The sequence below is a fragment of the Pseudomonas kuykendallii genome (assembly GCF_900106975.1).
In the GTDB taxonomy this organism is placed as follows: domain Bacteria; phylum Pseudomonadota; class Gammaproteobacteria; order Pseudomonadales; family Pseudomonadaceae; genus Pseudomonas_O; species Pseudomonas_O kuykendallii.
In genome coordinates, this window is the sequence record NZ_FNNU01000005.1 from 138,913 (window position 1) to 155,929 (window position 17,017).

Annotated in this window: 10 protein-coding genes; 6 read left to right on the forward strand and 4 right to left on the reverse strand. The window is 64.8% G+C overall.

Annotated features, from left to right (window positions below; genetic code table 11):
• Positions 1 to 83 precede the first annotated feature (83 nt).
• The 4 genes from BLV15_RS16600 to BLV15_RS16615 all read left to right on the forward strand — a co-directional run bounded on the left by BLV15_RS16600 (position 84) and on the right by BLV15_RS16615 (position 5,242).
• The gene (locus tag BLV15_RS16600; RefSeq protein WP_090230708.1) at positions 84 to 410 is read left to right on the forward strand and encodes a DUF485 domain-containing protein; all 327 of its coding nucleotides are present in this window, start codon (positions 84 to 86) and stop codon (positions 408 to 410) included.
• Entirely contained in the window at positions 407 to 2,068 is a 1,662-nt protein-coding gene (locus BLV15_RS16605) for a cation acetate symporter (RefSeq protein WP_407072435.1), read from the forward strand. The genes BLV15_RS16600 and BLV15_RS16605 overlap by 4 nt, the downstream gene beginning before the upstream one ends.
• Before the next feature lie 120 nt (positions 2,069 to 2,188).
• Complete coding sequence (locus tag BLV15_RS16610; RefSeq protein ID WP_090230711.1) at positions 2,189 to 3,958, forward strand: acyl-CoA dehydrogenase C-terminal domain-containing protein; 1,770 nt, start codon at positions 2,189 to 2,191, stop codon at positions 3,956 to 3,958.
• 102 nt (positions 3,959 to 4,060) lie between these two features.
• On the forward strand, positions 4,061 to 5,242 hold the full coding sequence (locus BLV15_RS16615) for an acetyl-CoA C-acetyltransferase (protein WP_090230714.1): 1,182 nt from the start codon (positions 4,061 to 4,063) through the stop codon (positions 5,240 to 5,242).
• A gap of 95 nt (positions 5,243 to 5,337) precedes the next feature.
• Here the strand turns inward: BLV15_RS16615 and BLV15_RS16620 are convergent, their stop codons facing one another.
• Complete coding sequence (locus BLV15_RS16620) at positions 5,338 to 6,471, reverse strand: mechanosensitive ion channel family protein (protein ID WP_090230715.1); 1,134 nt, start codon at positions 6,469 to 6,471, stop codon at positions 5,338 to 5,340.
• A 1,033-nt stretch (positions 6,472 to 7,504) separates the two neighbouring features.
• Between BLV15_RS16620 and BLV15_RS16625 the strand changes: the two genes are divergently transcribed.
• A complete protein-coding gene (locus tag BLV15_RS16625) occupies positions 7,505 to 9,193 on the forward strand; it encodes a putative bifunctional diguanylate cyclase/phosphodiesterase (RefSeq protein WP_090230718.1) in 1,689 nt (562 codons plus the stop codon).
• 40 nt (positions 9,194 to 9,233) lie between these two features.
• On the forward strand, positions 9,234 to 14,096 hold the full coding sequence (locus BLV15_RS16630; protein ID WP_090230720.1) for a PAS domain S-box protein: 4,863 nt from the start codon (positions 9,234 to 9,236) through the stop codon (positions 14,094 to 14,096).
• A gap of 17 nt (positions 14,097 to 14,113) precedes the next feature.
• Here BLV15_RS16630 and cysW read toward each other — a convergent pair whose 3' ends face one another.
• The 3 genes from cysW to cysP form a co-directional block, all read right to left on the reverse strand.
• Positions 14,114 to 14,944 carry a sulfate ABC transporter permease subunit CysW gene (gene cysW / locus BLV15_RS16635; protein WP_090230723.1) on the reverse strand — a complete coding sequence of 277 codons (831 nt, stop codon included), beginning with the start codon at positions 14,942 to 14,944 and terminating at the stop codon, positions 14,114 to 14,116.
• Positions 14,941 to 15,750: a sulfate ABC transporter permease subunit CysT gene (gene cysT, locus BLV15_RS16640; RefSeq protein ID WP_090230725.1), complete on the reverse strand. Its 810-nt coding sequence runs from the start codon at positions 15,748 to 15,750 to the stop codon at positions 14,941 to 14,943. Before cysT ends, cysW begins: the two co-directional genes overlap by 4 nt.
• 161 nt (positions 15,751 to 15,911) lie before the next feature.
• A complete protein-coding gene (cysP, locus tag BLV15_RS16645; RefSeq protein WP_090230728.1) occupies positions 15,912 to 16,916 on the reverse strand; it encodes a thiosulfate ABC transporter substrate-binding protein CysP in 1,005 nt (334 codons plus the stop codon).
• Positions 16,917 to 17,017: the final 101 nt, after the last annotated feature.

Sequence of the window (17,017 nt, forward strand, 5' to 3'; positions counted from 1 at the left end):
GCCCTCGGCCCGTCGCTAAGGTGCCCTGCACCCCGAAAACGGGGGGCGGGCCTCGGCAACAACAAAAACAAGGAGCCACACCGATGACCCATGCTGAGTTGTCCCACGCGCAGCGCTGCGACCGCATCCGAGCCAACCCGAAGTTCCAGCGCCTGGTGCGCAGCCGCTCGCGCCTGGCGTGGTCGCTTAGCGCAGCCGTACTGGGCACCTACTACCTGTTCATGCTGGTCGTGGCTTTCCAGCCCGCGCTGCTGCACGCGCCTCTGGGCGAAGGCCGTCAACTGACGGTGGGCATCCCGGTGGCGGCAGCGGTCATCGTGCTATCCTGGCTTTGCACCGGCTGGTACGTGTACCGCGCCAACACGCGCTTCGACGCCCTTGGCGCCGATCTGCTGGCGGAGCTGAAATGATGCGCCTGCGCACTCTCGGCACCGCGTGCCTGGCCTTGGCCCCGCTTGGGGTTCTGGCCGCCCCTTTCGTGGCGGAGAAGCAGCCCGTCAACCTGCACGCCATCGCCATGTTCTTCGTCTTCGTGATGGGGACGCTGGCGATCACCTGGTGGGCCGCCCGGCAGACCAAATCCACCTCCGACTTCTACACCGCCGGCGGCGGCATCAGCGGTTTTCAGAACGGTCTGGCGATCGCCGGCGACTACATGTCGGCCGCCACGCTGCTGGGGCTGTCCAGCCTGGTCTTCGCCAAGGGTTACGACGGCTTCGTCTATACGGTGGCGTTCTTCGTCGGCTGGCCGATCATCACCTTCCTGATGGCGGAGCGCCTGCGCAACCTCGGGCGCTATACCTTCGCCGACATCGTGTCCTACCGCCTGGATCAGACGCAGATCCGCACGTTCGCCGCCTTCGGTTCGCTGACCGTGGTGTGCTGCTATCTGGTCGTCCAGATGGTCGGCGCGGGCCAGTTGATCAAGCTGCTGTTCGGCCTCGACTACACCACGGCCGTGATAGTGGTGGGTGTCCTGATGCTGGTCTACGTGATCTTCGGCGGCATGATCGCCACCACCTGGGTACAGATCATCAAGGCCGTCCTGCTGCTCGCCGGCGGCACGACCCTCGCCCTGCTCGCCCTGGCCGAATTCGGCTTCAGCCTGGAGACCCTGGCGAGCCGCGCTGTCGCGAGCCATGCCATCGGCTGGAGCATCATGGGGCCGGGCTCGATGCTGGCCGACCCGATCAATGCGGCATCGCTGTCGCTTGGCCTGGTTTTCGGCATCGCCGGTCTTCCACACATCCTGATGCGCTTCTTCACCGTGCCCAACGCCCGGGAAGCCCGCAAGTCGGTGTTCTATGCCACCGGCTTCATCGGCTTCTTCTTCCTGGTGGTCATGGTGCTGGGCTACAGCGCCATCGTCATCGTCGGTACCGACCCGCAGTTCTTCGTCGATGGCAACGTCAAAGGCGCGCTGATCGGCGGCGGCAATATGGTGGCGATGCACCTGGCCAAGGCGGTAGGCGGCAACCTGTTCCTCGGCTTCCTGTCGGCCGTCGCGTTCGCCACCATCCTGGCCGTGGTTTCCGGCCTGGCACTGGCCGGCGCTTCGGCCATCTCCCACGACCTCTACGCCACGGTGCTGAAGAAAGGCACCGCCAGCCAGAAGGAGGAGATGCGCGTCACCCGCATCGCTACCGTCGGGCTGGGCCTCGTCGCCATTGGCCTGGGCATCCTTTTCGAGAAACAGAACGTCGCCTTCCTGGTGGGGCTGACGTTCGGCATCGCCGCCTCGACCAACTTCCCCGTGCTGATCATGGCCATGTACTGGCGGAACCTGACCACCCGCGGCGCCCTTGCCGGTGGTTTCGCAGGCCTCGCCACGGCGCTGGTACTGGTGATCCTGTCGCCCGCCGTCTGGGTTTCCGTGCTGGGACACGCGCAAGCCATTTATCCCTACGACCACCCGGCTCTGTTCTCCATGCCGTTGGCCTTCCTGGTCATCGTGGTGGTCTCGCGCCTGGATCGAAGCGCACGCGCAGAACGCGAGCGGGCGGCCTTCGACGACCAGTTCGTCAGGGCTCAAACCGGGCTGGGCGCCGCTGCCGCGTCCAGTCATTGAACTCAAGGTCTCCAGTCGACGGTGGCGCGGTCTGCCGTCGACCCTAAAGGCCGCTGCTCGCGGTGGTCTCTTTTTATTCTTACGCGCCGGCCCTGCACGGCGCTCCGAACGAGGTGATCGATGCCTGAATACAACGCTCCCCTGCGCGACCTGCGCTTCGTCCTCCATGAGGTGTTCGATGCGCCGGGTCTCTGGGCTCGCCTGCCGGCGCTGGCGGAAACGGTGGACGCCGCAACCGCCGATGCGATCCTGGAGGAAGCGGCAAAGGTCACGGGTGGGCTGATCGCCCCGCTCAACCGCAGCGGCGACGAGGAAGGAGCGCAGTGGGCAAACGGCGCGGTCAGCACGCCACGGGGATTCAGGCAGGCATACGCCACTTACATCGAAGGCGGCTGGGTAGGCCTGTCCGGCAACCCGCAGTACGGCGGAATGGGCATGCCCAAGATGCTCGCGGTGCAGTTCGAGGAAATGCTCTATGCCGCAGGCTCCAGTTTCGCCCTGTATTCCGCGCTGAGCTCCGGCGCCTGCCTGGCGATTGACGCCCACGCCAGCGAAACGCTGAAACGCACCTACCTCCCCCCGATGTACGAAGGCCGCTGGGCGGGGTCCATGTGCCTCACGGAGGCTCACGCCGGCACCGACCTGGGCATCATCCGCACCCGCGCCGAGCCACGGGCCGACGGTAGCTACGCGATCAGCGGAAGCAAGATATTCATCACCGGCGGCGAGCAGGACCTGACCGAGAACATCATCCACCTGGTGCTGGCCAAGCTGCCGGATGCGCCGGCCGGGCCCAAGGGGATTTCGCTGTTCCTGGTGCCCAAGATAAAGGTCGGCGCCGACGGTTCGCTGGGCGAGCGCAACGCGGTGAGCTGCGGTTCCATCGAGCACAAGATGGGCATCAAGGCGTCGGCCACCTGCGTGATGAATTTCGATGGCGCCGAAGGCTACCTGATCGGCGAAGAGAACAAGGGCCTGGCGGCGATGTTCACCATGATGAACTACGAGCGCCTGTCCATCGGCATCCAGGGCATCGGCTGTGCCGAGGCGTCCTACCAGAACGCCGTCGCCTACGCCCGCGAGCGCATCCAGAGCCGTGCACCGGGCGGTCCGCAGGCCAGGGACAAGGCCGCCGACCCGATCATCGTGCACCCGGACGTGCGCCGCATGCTGCTGACCATGAAAGCCATGACCGAGGGGGGGCGCGCTTTCGCCAGCTACGTCGGCCAGCAGCTCGACCTGAGCAAGTTCAGCGAAGACCCCGCCGAGAAGCAGGCTGCCGAGAATCTGGTCGCCCTCCTCACCCCGATAGCCAAGGCCTTCTTCACCGATACCGGTCTGGAAAGCACGGTGCACGGCCAGCAGGTGTTCGGTGGCCACGGCTACATCCGCGAATGGGGCCAGGAGCAACTGGTGCGCGACGTTCGCATCGCGCAGATCTACGAAGGCACCAACGGCATCCAGGCTCTGGACCTGCTCGGACGCAAGGTGGTGGCCAACGGTGGCGCCGCCCTGCGCCAGTTCACCGGCGAGATCCGTGCGTTCGCCGCGGCGGACGTACCTCATCGCGAAGCGCTGCTGGACGCCGTGCAGCGTCTGGAGAGCACCACCGACTGGCTGTTGCAGCGGGCCAGCGAGAACCCCAACGAAGTCGGCGCCGCCTCCGTGGAGTTCCTGCACCTGTTTGGCTATGTCGCCTACGCCTGGCTCTGGTCGCGCATGGCTCGGGTGGCGGCGAGCAAGCGCGCCGAGGACGAGGCGTTCTACGACGCCAAGCAGGCTACCGCGGACTTCTACTTCCGCCGCCTGCTACCGCGCATTCTCGGCCTGGAGGCGAGCATCCGCGCCGGCAGCGATCCGTTGTTCGGCCTGGCGGCGGAGCAGTTCTGAACGCCGGTCCCTAATGAACGGGCGACACGCGGACCGCCTCCGGTGGCCGCTTTTTCTTTCGCGATCCCGTCCCCTCGGACGGATCGCAACACGGGAGTTTCCATGCGTGATGTTGTGATCGTTGCCGCCACTCGCACGGCCATTGGTGCGTTCCAGGGAAGCCTGAGCACGGTTTCCGCCGTTGAACTCGGCGCCACGGTGGTCCGCCATCTGCTTTCGCAAACCGCCCTGGACGGTGCCCTGGTCGACGAGGTGATTCTCGGCCACGTACTCAGCGCCGGTGCCGGGCAGAACACCGCGCGGCAGACCGCGCTCAAGGCCGGCCTGCCGCATACCGTGCCGGCGATGACCCTGAACAAGGTCTGCGGCTCTGGCCTGAAAGCGGTGCAACTCGGCTACCAGGCCATTGCCTGCGGCGATGCCGAGGTGATCATCGCCGGCGGGCAGGAGAACATGAGCCTGGCGCCCTACGTCATCCCCCAGGCCCGGACCGGATTGCGCATGGGCCACAAGGCGGTCATCGATACGATGATCCAGGATGGCCTGTGGGACGCCTTCAACGACTACCACATGGGGATGACCGCCGAGAACCTCGCCGAACAGTACGGTATCGGCCGTGATGAGCAGGACGCCTTCGCCGCGACCTCGCAGCAGCGCGCCAGCGCCGCCATCGAAGGAGGCCGCTTCGAGGCGGAAATCGTTCCGGTGCGGGTGCCGCAGTCCAAAGGCGAGCCGATCCTGTTCGCCCGTGACGAGCAGGTGCGCACCGGCACGACGCTGGCCGGGCTAGGCAAATTGTCGGCGGTGTTCAAGGCCGATGGCACGGTCACGGCGGGTAATGCCTCCGCCCTGAACGACGGCGCCGCCGCCGTGCTGTTGATGAGCGCGGAAAAGGCCGCGGCCCTGAACCTGCCGGTGATGGCGCGCATCGTCGCGGCCGCCGGCGCGGGTGTCGATCCGGCGATCATGGGCATCGGCCCGGTGTTCGCCATCTGCAAGGTGCTGGAGAAGGCCGACTGGCAGATGGAGGACGTTGATCTCATAGAGGCCAACGAAGCCTTCGCCGCCCAGGCCCTCGCCGTCGGCCGCGAGCTGCACTGGGACAGCGCCAAGGTGAATGTAAACGGCGGCGCCATCGCGCTGGGCCATCCCATCGGCGCTTCCGGCTGCCGCATTCTCGTCACTCTGCTGCACGAAATGCAGCGTCGTGACGTCCGCAGGGGGCTGGCCACGCTCTGTATCGGCGGCGGCCAGGGCATCGCCCTCGCCGTGCAATGCGATTGAAAGGCTGCATCGACGGGCGCTTGATGTCGCTCGCGAGGACCAGGCCAGGTGTCAGCAGGGTGCCGTTTCCGGTGAAACCGCCCTGCCCGTTCGCCTCAGTGGGACGATGAAACGCCCAGCGCCTCGGGTGAGCCCGCTTTCTGCTTGGCGCCTGGCTCGGCGACGCCCACCTTCACTTCCGGCAGGCAGCCACCGACGAACTCGACGCGCCGCACCGGGAAGGCGAACTCCACCTGCATGTCCCGGAGGCCCTGCAGCAGCGCCAGGTTTATCTCCTGCTGGATGTCCATGTACTGGTTGTAGTCGGAAGACTGCACGATGTAGACGACCTCGAAGGTCAGCTTGCTCTCCTCGAACGCGAGGAAATGCGCCCGGTCGAAGCGCGCTTTTTCCAGTCCGTCGATGATGCGTTTCACCAGCGCACTCACTTCCCGGACTTTTTCTGCCGGCGTGGCGTAGCTGATCCCGAAGCTGAATACGATGCGTCGGGTATCCATGCGCTTGTAGTTGTGAAGCGTCTGCCGGAGCAGATCGGCGTTGGCACAGACGACCTGCTCGCCGCTCAGGCTGCGGATACGCGTAGTCTTCAGGCCGATATGCTCGATGGAGCCGGCGACATCGCCGAAGACGACGAAATCGCCGATCTCGAAGGGTTTGTCGATGCCGATGGAGAGCGACGCGAAAAGGTCGCCCAGCATCGTCTGCACGGCCAGCGCGATGGCGATGCCGCCGACCCCGAGGCTGGCGACCAGCGCGGTGATATCGACGCCGAGGTTGGCCAGGATCGACAGCAGCATGACCGACCAGACCACCACCAGGATCATGATCGAGAGGATGGTCATGGTCACCGGGTTGTGCCGGCCTGCGCGGTCGCTGACCAGGTCGCGCGACCAGAGCCGCACGCCGACGTCCACCCACAGCGCGGTTTGCAGCGCCAGCACCACGAACCAGCTATGCGAGAGCGCCGACTGCCAGTTGCTCGGCAGCTCTATGAGTTTGAGTGCGAGGAGAAAGGAGAACGCGAAAAGCAGGAACCGGCTGGTCCGGGCGGCGATTTGCCAGCCAAAGCGGTAGATGGGTTTTCCCTGGGTTTCCGCCAGGCCCCGCAGGCGCTTCTCGATGATCCCGAAGAGCGTACGCAAGACCAGATAGCAGATCAGCGTTCCCGCGGTCACGATGCCGACGCTGATCCACAGCGCGGTGTTCAGCCACATGCTCAAATCGAACATCTTTCCTCCCGTTCTTCAGCCCTGGCCAGCGCTCGAGCGGCGCGCCTGGGCAAATGGAAAAGTCCGCCTGGGCGGACAATTGCGTCATTCAAAGGTGATGTGCAGCGGCGTCGGTCCGGCGCCAGTAGCGCCATGGCACTCGCCGGACGTATCAGGTGCGCCGCGTCCGGCGGTATCAGGCGGTCATCGGCCTGCTCGGGGAGCGCTTCGGTGCGGCGGTAAGGGGAGATTCGCTCGTGTCGACAGCGCCATGCGGCCGATGAGGGAACTCGGGGTATGCGTACTGGACGGTGGCGTTCTGCATGCGGTAGGTGTCGTCGCCGGGCATGTAGGTCTCCGTTGTTTGTAACGTCTCGGGCCTCGGGCCCGTCATGAAGGGAGTCCCCTGTCGGAGTCGAAGTTCAACTGAATTCCCGATAGGTCGTCGCCCCGGACGTGCGCGGGGAAACTCATGCAGAAGACCCCCAGGATTTGCTCTGGAACTTGGCTAACCACGAAAGGCGATAGAGCGCGTCGGTATTCTTCCCTTGAACGTTCGAAACGCTAACGAAGTTGGACATCCCTTGCACGGCTTAACTTGTTTGGCGCATCGGATGGATATCGTTCCTGTTTAACGTCGTATACACGAGTTTCAATTGCTCACTGTCCTGGCTCTATAAGCGCGACGCCTGTTCCAGGCGCCGCCCTCCCGTTTCAGGGCGTTCAGGGCCTTGAAGCTCAGGCCCATGGAGTAGTTGAGAAAGTTCGAAAAGGTTCAAAAAACACGGCGCGTTTGCCGCGAAAGAAGAAAGAACTCTGCGCTGCATCAGGGACTGGTCATTAATTAAAGGGCGAAGCCAGATGACGCCAGAACCTCTGATGCACGGCCCGATCACATATAAACCACACCGGTAAATCATTCCGTCGTTCATGCCGCCACGAGCGTCGCTGGGACCGCAGGTCATCGGCGGTTTGAAAATCTCCCGTGACGACCTTTAGCGCTGGGCTAGCCTGTTGAGTATATGTGCCGCCGCAGGTGGCCACAGGAGAAACAATGTTCAGCCAGGAACCGGTAATACTCATCGTCGACGATGCAGCCAGCGGCGTTCGGGTGCTTAGCGAAACGGTTCGTGGATTAGGCCAGGTCTACTTTGCAACCGACGGCCCGGGCGCGCTCAACACAGCGCGCCAGTGCCGTCCGGATCTGGTGCTGCTGGATATCGAGATGCCGGATATGGATGGCTACGAGGTCTGCGCGGCACTGAAGTCCGACCCGGAAATCTGCGATGCCTCGGTCATCTTCGTCACCTCCCATGCCCAGGTCGAGAACGAGCTGCGCGCGCTGCGCTGCGGCGGGGTCGATTTCCTCCACAAGCCGCTCAACGTACTGGTGGCCAGGGCGCGGATCAGGGCGCACCTGACGCTCCGCAACGAAGCCAAGCGCCTGGCCAACCACGACGCGCTGACCAACCTTCCCAACCGCCTGCTGCTTCAGGACCGTGCCAATCAGGCCCTACGTCAGGCCATCGGCACTAAGGGCCGCGTGGGCATGCTGTTGCTCGACCTGGACAACTTCAAATCGATAAACGATTCGGTGAGCCATGCGGTGGGCGATGCGGTGCTGCTGGAGGTTGGTCGTCGGCTGGTCAAGGCCGGCCGGGTGACGGATACCATCAGCCGTAACGGCGGCGACGAGTTCATTATCCTGATGCCGGATATCCGTAGCCTGGAAACCGTCGGAAGCTTCGCCGCCCGGCTGCTCAGCGAGATGACCGTTCCTTTCGAGACCCCCTCCGGTCGCTATACCCTCACGGCCAGCATCGGCATCAGCCTGTTTCCCGACGACAGCGCCGACATGGACTCCCTCTATCGCCATGCCGAGGCCGCCATGTACCAGGCCAAGCGCGACGGGCGTAATCGCTACGGGTTCTTCTCGTCACGCATCGAGGACAGCATCCGCGCGCGCCATCGGCTCGACCAGCACATGCGCAGCGCGCTCGAGCAAGGCGTCTTCGAGGTGTTCTACCAGGCGAAGGTCAATGTGCTGCAACGCGACATCGTCGGGGTCGAGGCCCTGATCCGCTGGCGCGACGCGGACGGCAAACGGGTGCAGCCGTCGGACTTCATTCCCCTCGCCGAGGAAACCGGGCTGATCATTCCCATCGGCCGCTACGTGCTCCTGCAGGCCTGCAAGGATGCGCGTGTCTGGCGCGAGCGGGGCCATGAGATTTGCGTCAGCGTGAACATCTCGGCGGTCCAGTTCAAGGAAGACGACTTCCTCGAGACGGTGAAGAACGTACTGGAAATTACCGGTGCCGAGGCGCGGATGCTTGAGCTCGAGATTACCGAGGGCGTGCTCGCCCGCGACGTCGACAAGTCCCGGAAGACCCTGGCCGCGCTCAAGGAGCTGGGTATTCGCGTCGCGATCGACGACTTCGGTATCGGCTACTCCAGCCTCGCCTACCTCAAGCAGTTTCCCATCGACGTGCTGAAGATCGACCGTAGCTTCGTTCAGGACATGCTCACCGAAAAACTCGACTCGGCGATCATCGACGCCATCATCAAGCTGGGACAGGTACTGAACTTGGAGCTGGTCGCCGAAGGCGTCGAGCTTCCCGAGCAGGCGGCGGCGCTGCGCGACAAGGGATGCCTGGTGATGCAGGGCTATCTCTACTCGCGCCCTGCCCCTTTCGCGCAGATGAGCGAGATGCTGGAGAACGGGCCGGACATCGGCGAACTGTAGCGGCGGCTGGCGCCCATTGGGCTTATCCAGGAAGGGTGACGTGATCGACAAGAGCAAGTTCTTCCCGTTCTACCGCAGCGCGACCGTGACCCTCGTCGTGTGTCTGCTGGTGACCGCGGCGGCCGCATGGTGGACCGCGAAGGGCAATGACCAGCAGGCGAGCCGCGCGGTCACTGCCCAGGCGGACCAGTGGAGCAGAGAGGTGCTGGAACGTATCCGCCTGTATCAGTATGGCCTGCGGGGCGTGCGCGGGGCGGTGCTCACCGCCGGCGAGAACGGCATGACCCGGACGCTGTTCCGCAATTACAGCCTTACCCGCGACCTTCCCTACGAATTTCCCGGCGCTAGGGGCTTCGGCTTCATCCGCCGGGTCAGCGAGCAGGATGAGCCCGCGTTCCTGGCGAAAGCCCGAGCCGACGGCCCTGCGGACTTCTCGATCCACTCGTTCGCCTCCCACTCCGGTGAGCGCTTCGTCATCCAGTACATCGAGCCCACCCGGCGCCAAGCCAATGTCGTCGGCTTGGATATCGCTTCGGAAAGCAATCGTCGCGAGGCGGCGCTCGACGCGATGCGCTCGGGCGAGGTACGCCTGACCGCGCCCATCACGCTCGCCCAAGAAACCGGAAAGCCGCTGCAGTCGGTGCTGATGCTGCTGCCGATCTACCGCAGCGGCGTCACCCCGGACAGCCAGGCCGAACGCGAGGCACAGGCCTTCGGCTGGAGCTATGCCCCGCTGCTGATCGAGGACGTGCTCAAAGGGTTGGCCGTTGAGAGCGAGGCATTGCACTTAAGCCTGCGGGACGTCACGCCTGGTGGCGACGGCGTGTCCTTTTACTCAAGCGCCCGCCACCCGAGCGCGGAACCTGAGCTCTTCACCCAACGATTCGAGCGCGAGATGTTCGGTCGACGCTGGCAGTTCGAGCTCAGCGCTCATCCGCGGTTCGTGGCGAATCTCAACCTGCCCTCGGTATCGCTGATCCTGCTGCTGGGTTCGCTGGCGAGCCTGATCCTCGCTGCACTCGCCGGTGCGTTCAGTGTCAGCCGCCAACAACAACAGCGGATCGCCCATACCCAGGCGCAACTGGCGGCGATCGTCGAGAGTTCGGCCGACGGCATCATCGGCAAGACCCTCGATGGCGTGGTGACAAGCTGGAACAAGGGCGCGGAGCAGTTGTTCGGCTATAGCGCAAAGCAGGCGCTGGGCAAGCGGCTGGCGGACCTGGTGGTGCCGCCCGAGCTGGCGCAGGAGGAGGCCGGCATCCTTGCCCGCGTTCGGCGAGGCGAACGAGTTCCGCATTTCGATACCCGGCGCTTGCGCAGCGATGGCAGCACCTTTGACGTATCGATCACTGTTTCGCCGATTCGCAACACCGAGGGAATCGTGGTGGGTGCCTCCAAGACCGTGCGCGACATCTCTGAGCAGAAGGCCTTCGCCGCGCGCATCCTCGAACTCAACCTCGGCCTCGAGGACCAGGTGGCCCGGCGCACGGCCGAGCTTGAGCAGCTCAACGTGCTGCTGGAGAGCGTGCTCAACGCGGCCACAGAAGTCTCGATCATCGCCACCGACCTGGACGGCATCATCCGCATCTTCAACCGTGGCGCCGAACGCCTGCTTGGCTACGCCGCCGACGAGGTCGTCGGCAAGAACACCCCGCTCCCCTTCCATATGCCGGCGGAGCTGCACGCGCGCGCTGCCGAGTTGAGCGTTCAGCTGGGCGAACGGGTCGAGGGCATGCAGACCTTCACCCGGATGCCCGATGCCGGCGGCGCGGAAATGCGCGAATGGACCTACGTGCGCAAGGACGGCTCGCTTTTCCCGGTGACGCTGGTGGTTACCGCGATGCGTTCGCCCGGCGGAAAACCCAGCGGATACCTGGGCATCGCCCTCGACGTCACCCAGCGCAAGGCCGCGGAGCGGGACCGAGAAGTCAGCCTGGAGATGACCCGGGCGATCCTCAATACCGCGGTGAACCCGATCATCAGCATCGATGCCATGGGCACGGTGGTGTCGTTCAACCCCGCCGGCGAGCGGGTGTTCGGCTACAGCGAGGCGGAAATGCTAGGACGCAGCGTCCGGCGCCTGGTGCCGGAGTCGCAACGGGCCGCTGCCCAGGTCTTCCTCGAGCAGTTGGAGCATCAGGAACTGCCCGGTGCGATCAGGAACCGCGACATGTCCGGGTTGCGCAAGGACGGTTCGGAGTTCCCGCTGCAACTGTCGATCGGCTCGGTACAGATGGCCGAGCGCCGGCTGTTCGTCTGCATCATCACCGACACCACCCAGCTGAGGATGCAGCAGAACGAGCTTATGGCCGCTCGCGACCAACTGCTGCTGGCCGCCGAGGCGGCGGAACTGGGCATCTTCGCCTGGGATTTGCAGAGCGACCGGCTGCAGTGGAACGAGCGGATGCTGCAGATTTACGGGCTGCCGCTCGAACTCCGTGACGAGCTGACGTATTCGCACTGGCGCGAACGTGTGCACCCGGACGACCGGGATACCGCGGAAGCCGGTCTCAAGGCGCTGATCGAGCATGACGAGGCGTTCAACGCGGTATTTCGTGCGGTACTGCCGGATGGGCAGATCCGTTACGTCCAGGCTGCCGCCCGGGTCGAGCGCGCCGCGGACGGCAGCCCGATCCACATGACCGGCATCAACCGCGACATCACCGCTCAGCGTGAACTGGAGTCGAGCCTGCTGTACGCCAAGGACCTGGCGGACTCGGCGAACGCCGCCAAGTCCTCGTTCCTGGCGAACATGAGCCATGAGATCCGCACACCGATGAACGCGGTGCTGGGGATGCTGCAGCTGGTCCAGCGCACCGAACTGCGACCGCGCCAGCTCGATTACGTGGTGAAGGCGGAAAGCGCCGCCCGCTCGCTGCTCGGCCTGCTCAACGACATCCTCGATTACTCCAAGATCGAGGCCGGCAGGATGACGCTCGAGCAGGCGCCGTTCGAGCTGGAAGCCTTTCTTCAGGACCTCGCCATCGTGCTGGCCGGCAACCTCGGCGAGAAGGACGTCGAGGTGCTGTACGACGTCGACCCGCAATTGCCCGGCGTGCTGATCGGCGATGGCTTCAGGCTGCAGCAGATCCTCATCAACCTCGCCGGTAACGCGCTGAAATTCACCCTGCAGGGGCATGTGGTCGTCGCCATGCAGCTTCTTCAGCGCCACGACGCCCTGGTGCTGGTGCGGATTTCGGTGTCAGACAGCGGGATCGGCATCAGCAACGAGCAGCAGCAGCGAATCTTCGAGGGATTCAGCCAGGCGGAGGCCTCCACCACGCGCCGTTTCGGCGGCACCGGGCTCGGCCTGGTGATCTGCAAGCGCCTGGTGAGCCTGATGGGCGGCGAGTTGCTGGTGCGCAGCGAACTTGGTGTGGGCAGTACCTTCTGGTTCGATGTGGCCCTGGAGGTGCAGAAGCCCAATACGCTGCGCGCCGATTGTGCGTTGACCGATCGCCCGCTGCGCCTCCTGGTCGCCGACGACAACGCCATTGCCGCCGAAGTGCTGGTGCGCATGGTGAATGCGCTGGGCTGGCGCGCAGACAGCGTCGGCGGTGGCGATGCGGCGATCGCCCGGGTCAACCAGGCGCTGGCGGAAGGCGAGCGCTACGACGTGGTACTGATGGACTGGCGCATGCCCGACCGCGACGGACTGAGCGCGGCGCGCCTGATCAGCCGTCAACAGGGTGATGTCAGCCCGCCGATGGTGATCATGGTCACCGCGCACGGCCGCGAGGAACTGGTGGACGCCCAGCAGGAAGGCAGTCCTGCCTTCGTCGACTTCCTGACCAAACCGGTCACTCCGTTACAACTGGCTGCCAGCATCGAGCGGGCGCTCCACGGCATCCCGACGCCGAACGACTCCGGCAAGAACGCCCCGCGTACGCAGCGCCTGGCCGGCATGCGCTTGCTGGTGGTCGAGGACAACGTGCTCAATCGACAGGTAGCCAGCGAGTTGCTGAGCGCGGAAGGCGCGCAGCTTGAGCTGGCGGAAGGCGGTCTGTCCGGGGTCGACAGGGTCATGCGCCGCGCGCCCTTCGACGCGGTGCTGATGGACGTGCAGATGCCCGACATCGATGGCCTGGAAGCGACCCGGCGGATTCGCCTGGACCCGCGCTGGGCGACGTTGCCAATCATCGCGATGACCGCCAATGCGTCCGATGAGGACCGCCGGGCCTGTCTGGCTGCGGGGATGACCGAGCATGTCGGGAAGCCGATCGACCTTGAGCAACTGGTCGCCACCCTGCTCGGCTCCGCCCGGACGAAACACCGGCCCGTGGTGGCGACGGTCGTCGAGGACGGATCGCTCATCGAGGCGAGTGCGTCGATCAGCGCGCGCTTTGGCGGCAATCAGGCGCTGATCCGCCGGGTGCTCGTCGACTTCGAAGGAGATATGGCCAGACAACTTCCGTTGCTCGCCGCCGCCATCGAGGCGGACGACAGCAGGGCCGCCAGTACGGTGCTGCACGCCATCAAGGGCAGCGCCGGCACGGTTGGCGCCCTTGCATTGGCTGGCCGGGTCAGCGGACTGGAGATCGAGCTGGTTCACCGCGGCGCGCGCCTGACCGAGCTTGTCGATGCGGCCTGCCTGGCCGAGCTGGAGCGGAGCGTGCAGCTCAGCCTAGAACGGCTGCGCGCGGTCTTCGGCGAGGAACCCGATGACTTGGTCGAGCCGCAGATGCGCGAGGCGTTGCCCGACGATGAGTGGCGCGAAAGGCTGAGCGCGCTGTTGGCGCTGGTGGATAGCGCCAACCTGCGCGCCATCGATGAGGCCAGGGCGCTCCAGCCCCAGGTGCCGGGCGCCTATCGGGAGGCGTTCGCCGAGGCGGCGGCGCAGCTGACCCGCTATGCGTTCAAGGCGGCCGCGGCCCGGCTCCGCAGTCTGTTCCCGGAGGAATGACCGCCCGCGGTGGTCGCCTAGGCCGTTGCGGCGCGCGCCAGGTTTTCCCGCTGGCGCCATTCCATGTAGGTCTTCAGCAGCAGCGTGATCAGTGCCATGCAGGCCAGCAGAGCGGCGGCGGTGAAGGCCGCGGCGGTCTTGTAGTCGTTGTTCAACTGCTCGACCAGCAGCGACAGCGTCAGCGTCTGGTTGATGATGGTGCCCGACACTACCGAAACCGCGCCGAACTCACCGACCGCTCGGGCGTTGGTGACCACCACGCCATACAGCAGCGCCCATTTGATCTTCGGCAGCGTGATGTGGCGGAAGATCTGCCAGCCATTGGCACCCAGGCACAGCGCGGCGGACTCCTCGTCGCTGCCCTGCGCCTGCATCACCGGGATAAGGATGCGCGCGACATAGGGCGAGGTGACGAATACCGTGACCATGAGGATGCCCGGCCAGGCGAACATCAGCTGGATGCCCTGGGCGGAAATCCACTGTCCGAGGCTGCTCTCGACGCCGTAGACCACCAGGTAGCAGAGCCCCGCCACCACCGGCGAGACGGCGAAGGGAATGTCCACCAGGGTCGACAGCAGCTTGCGACCGCGGAAGTCGTAATGGGTCAGGCACCAGGCCAGCATGATGCCGAAGAGCATGTTGATCGGCACCGTGAGCACGGTGACGAACAGCGTCAGGCCGATGGCGTGGAGCATGAAGTCCTGCGAGAGGTTCTCCACCAGCAGGCCCCAGCCGCCGCTCAGCGCCTTGCCGAAGATCAGCGCCAGCGGAACGATGAGGATCAGCCCGACCAGCGTCAGGCCGAGGGCGATGAGCAGCCATTGATGCCAGTGCGTGGGCTTTTTCATGAGGTCTTGCGCTGCCAGCGAAGCAGGCGCCCTTGTAAGAGCTGAAGAACGAACAGCAGCGCCAGCGACGCCAGCAGGATCACGGAGGCGATGGCCGCCGCGGCCGGATAGTTGAACTCCTGCAGGCGGACAAAAATCATCAGCGAGGACACCTCGGTTTTGAACGGGATGTTCCCGGCGATCATGATCACCGCGCCGAACTCGCCGAGGCTGCGGATGAATGCCTGCGACGAACCCGTCACCAGGGCCGGCACCAGGGTCGGGAACACCACGTAGCAGAAGGTCTGCAGCTTGCTCGCGCCGAGCGTGCGCGCGGCTTCCTCGTATTCGTTGCCCAGGTCCTGCAGCACCGGCTGCACGGTGCGCACCACGAACGGCAGGCTGGTGAAGGTCATCGCCACCACGATGCCGGGATAGGCATAGGACACCTTGAGCCCCAGCGGCGCGAGCCACTGGCCGAGCCAGCCGCCGGGCACCAGCAGCGTCGCCAGGGTCAGCCCGGCGACCGAGGTGGGCAAGGCGAATGGCAGATCGACCAGGGCGTCGACCAGGCGCCGGCCGGGGAACTCGTAGCGGGTGATGATCCAGGCCAGCAGCAGGCCAATCAGCGTCGCCGCGAGGGTCGAATAGAACGCGCCGCTGAGCGTCACCCGGTAGCTGCCGAGTACGCGGCGATCGGTGATCGCCTGCCAGTACTGCGCCCAGGACATGTCGCTGACGTACACCAGCAAGGCGGAAATCGGGAAGAGGATGACCAGCGACAGGTAGAAGGCACTGAAGCCGAAGCTGGGTGCGAATCCGGGCATGGTCGGGGATTGGAAAAAGAACAGCGCAGTCTTTCTAGTCACAGGAGCCTGCCGGCGGAACGGCGTTTGAGTCGACGGATCTGGCGAACGATAGGGGCGCGTCGCGAAGGCGACGGCGCTCCGGTGCAGGCGCGCCACGAGCGTGGCGCGCAACGGTCGGTTTACTCGGCCAGGAGCTGGTCGAGGATAGCATTGCCGGCGAAGTGATTGTTCTGGATGTCGGTCCAGGAGCCCAGCACCTTGGTCGGATCGATCAGCTCGACCTTGGCGAATTGCCCCTCGGTCGCCTTGACCACCGACGGCTCGTGCACGCGCAGGTGGTAGGAGGCGATCAGCGTCTGCACCTCCTTGCTGTACTCGAAGTTGAGGTACTCGGTCGCCTGCTTGCGGGTGCCTTTCTGGTCGACCACCTTGTCCACCACGGCGACCGGGAATTCGGCCAGGACGCTGACCGGCGGGATCACGACCTCGAAACCTTCGGCCTTGAATTCGTCACCCTTGGCGATGTTCACCACTTCCGACTCGAAGGTCAGCAGCACATCGCCCTGCCCGTTCTGCGCGAATGCCACGGTGGCGCCACGGCCGCCGGTAGGGAAACTTTCGACGTTGTGCAGCAGCTTGCCGACGAACTGCCGGGTCTTGGCATCGTCACCCTTGAACTTCTCGTTGGCGTAGAGCCAGGCGCCCAGGTAGGTGTAGCGCGCGTTGCCGGACGTCTTCGGGTTGGGGAACACCAGTTTCACATCGTCACGAACCAGGTCGTCCCAGGTCTTGATGTTCTTCGGATTGCCCTTGCGCACGAGGAAACCGATGGTGCTGTAGTACGGCGAGCTGTTGTTGGGGAATTTCGACGCCCAGTCCTTGCTCACCAGCCCGCGTTCGGCGAGGACGTTCACGTCGGAGACCTGGTTGAAGGTCACGGTGTCGACCTTCTTGCCCTGGATGATGTCCTGAGCCTGCCGGGAAGTGCCGGCGAAGGATTGATCGATCTTCAGGTCTTCGCCGGTCTGCTCTTTCCAGTGCTTGATGAACAGCGGGTTTATTTCGGTGAAGAGTTCGCGTGCCACGTCGTAGGACGCGTTCAGCAACGGCGGGCTGTCGGCGAGCGCGACGGCGCTGCCGAAAGTGGTCGTCAGGGCAGTCGCCAACAAGAGTTTCTTCAACATGATGCTTCCTTTCCTCGCACGTTTAGCCCGCCGTGGCGGATCGAGTTCTAGTTCGCCAGCGCGGATGACGCTGGCGTGCTTATTCTTTTTAAAGATTTTAT

Coding starts and splice junctions, on each gene's coding strand:
- BLV15_RS16600 (WP_090230708.1), top strand. CDS start 84: ATGACCCATGCTGAGTTGTCCCACGCGCAGCGCTGCGACCGCATCCGA.
- BLV15_RS16605 (WP_407072435.1), top strand. CDS start 407: ATGATGCGCCTGCGCACTCTCGGCACCGCGTGCCTGGCCTTGGCCCCG.
- BLV15_RS16610 (WP_090230711.1), top strand. CDS start 2,189: ATGCCTGAATACAACGCTCCCCTGCGCGACCTGCGCTTCGTCCTCCAT.
- BLV15_RS16615 (WP_090230714.1), top strand. CDS start 4,061: ATGCGTGATGTTGTGATCGTTGCCGCCACTCGCACGGCCATTGGTGCG.
- BLV15_RS16620 (WP_090230715.1), bottom strand. CDS start 6,471: ATGTTCGATTTGAGCATGTGGCTGAACACCGCGCTGTGGATCAGCGTC.
- BLV15_RS16625 (WP_090230718.1), top strand. CDS start 7,505: ATGTTCAGCCAGGAACCGGTAATACTCATCGTCGACGATGCAGCCAGC.
- cysW (WP_090230723.1), bottom strand. CDS start 14,944: ATGAAAAAGCCCACGCACTGGCATCAATGGCTGCTCATCGCCCTCGGC.
- cysT (WP_090230725.1), bottom strand. CDS start 15,750: ATGCCCGGATTCGCACCCAGCTTCGGCTTCAGTGCCTTCTACCTGTCG.
- cysP (WP_090230728.1), bottom strand. CDS start 16,916: ATGTTGAAGAAACTCTTGTTGGCGACTGCCCTGACGACCACTTTCGGC.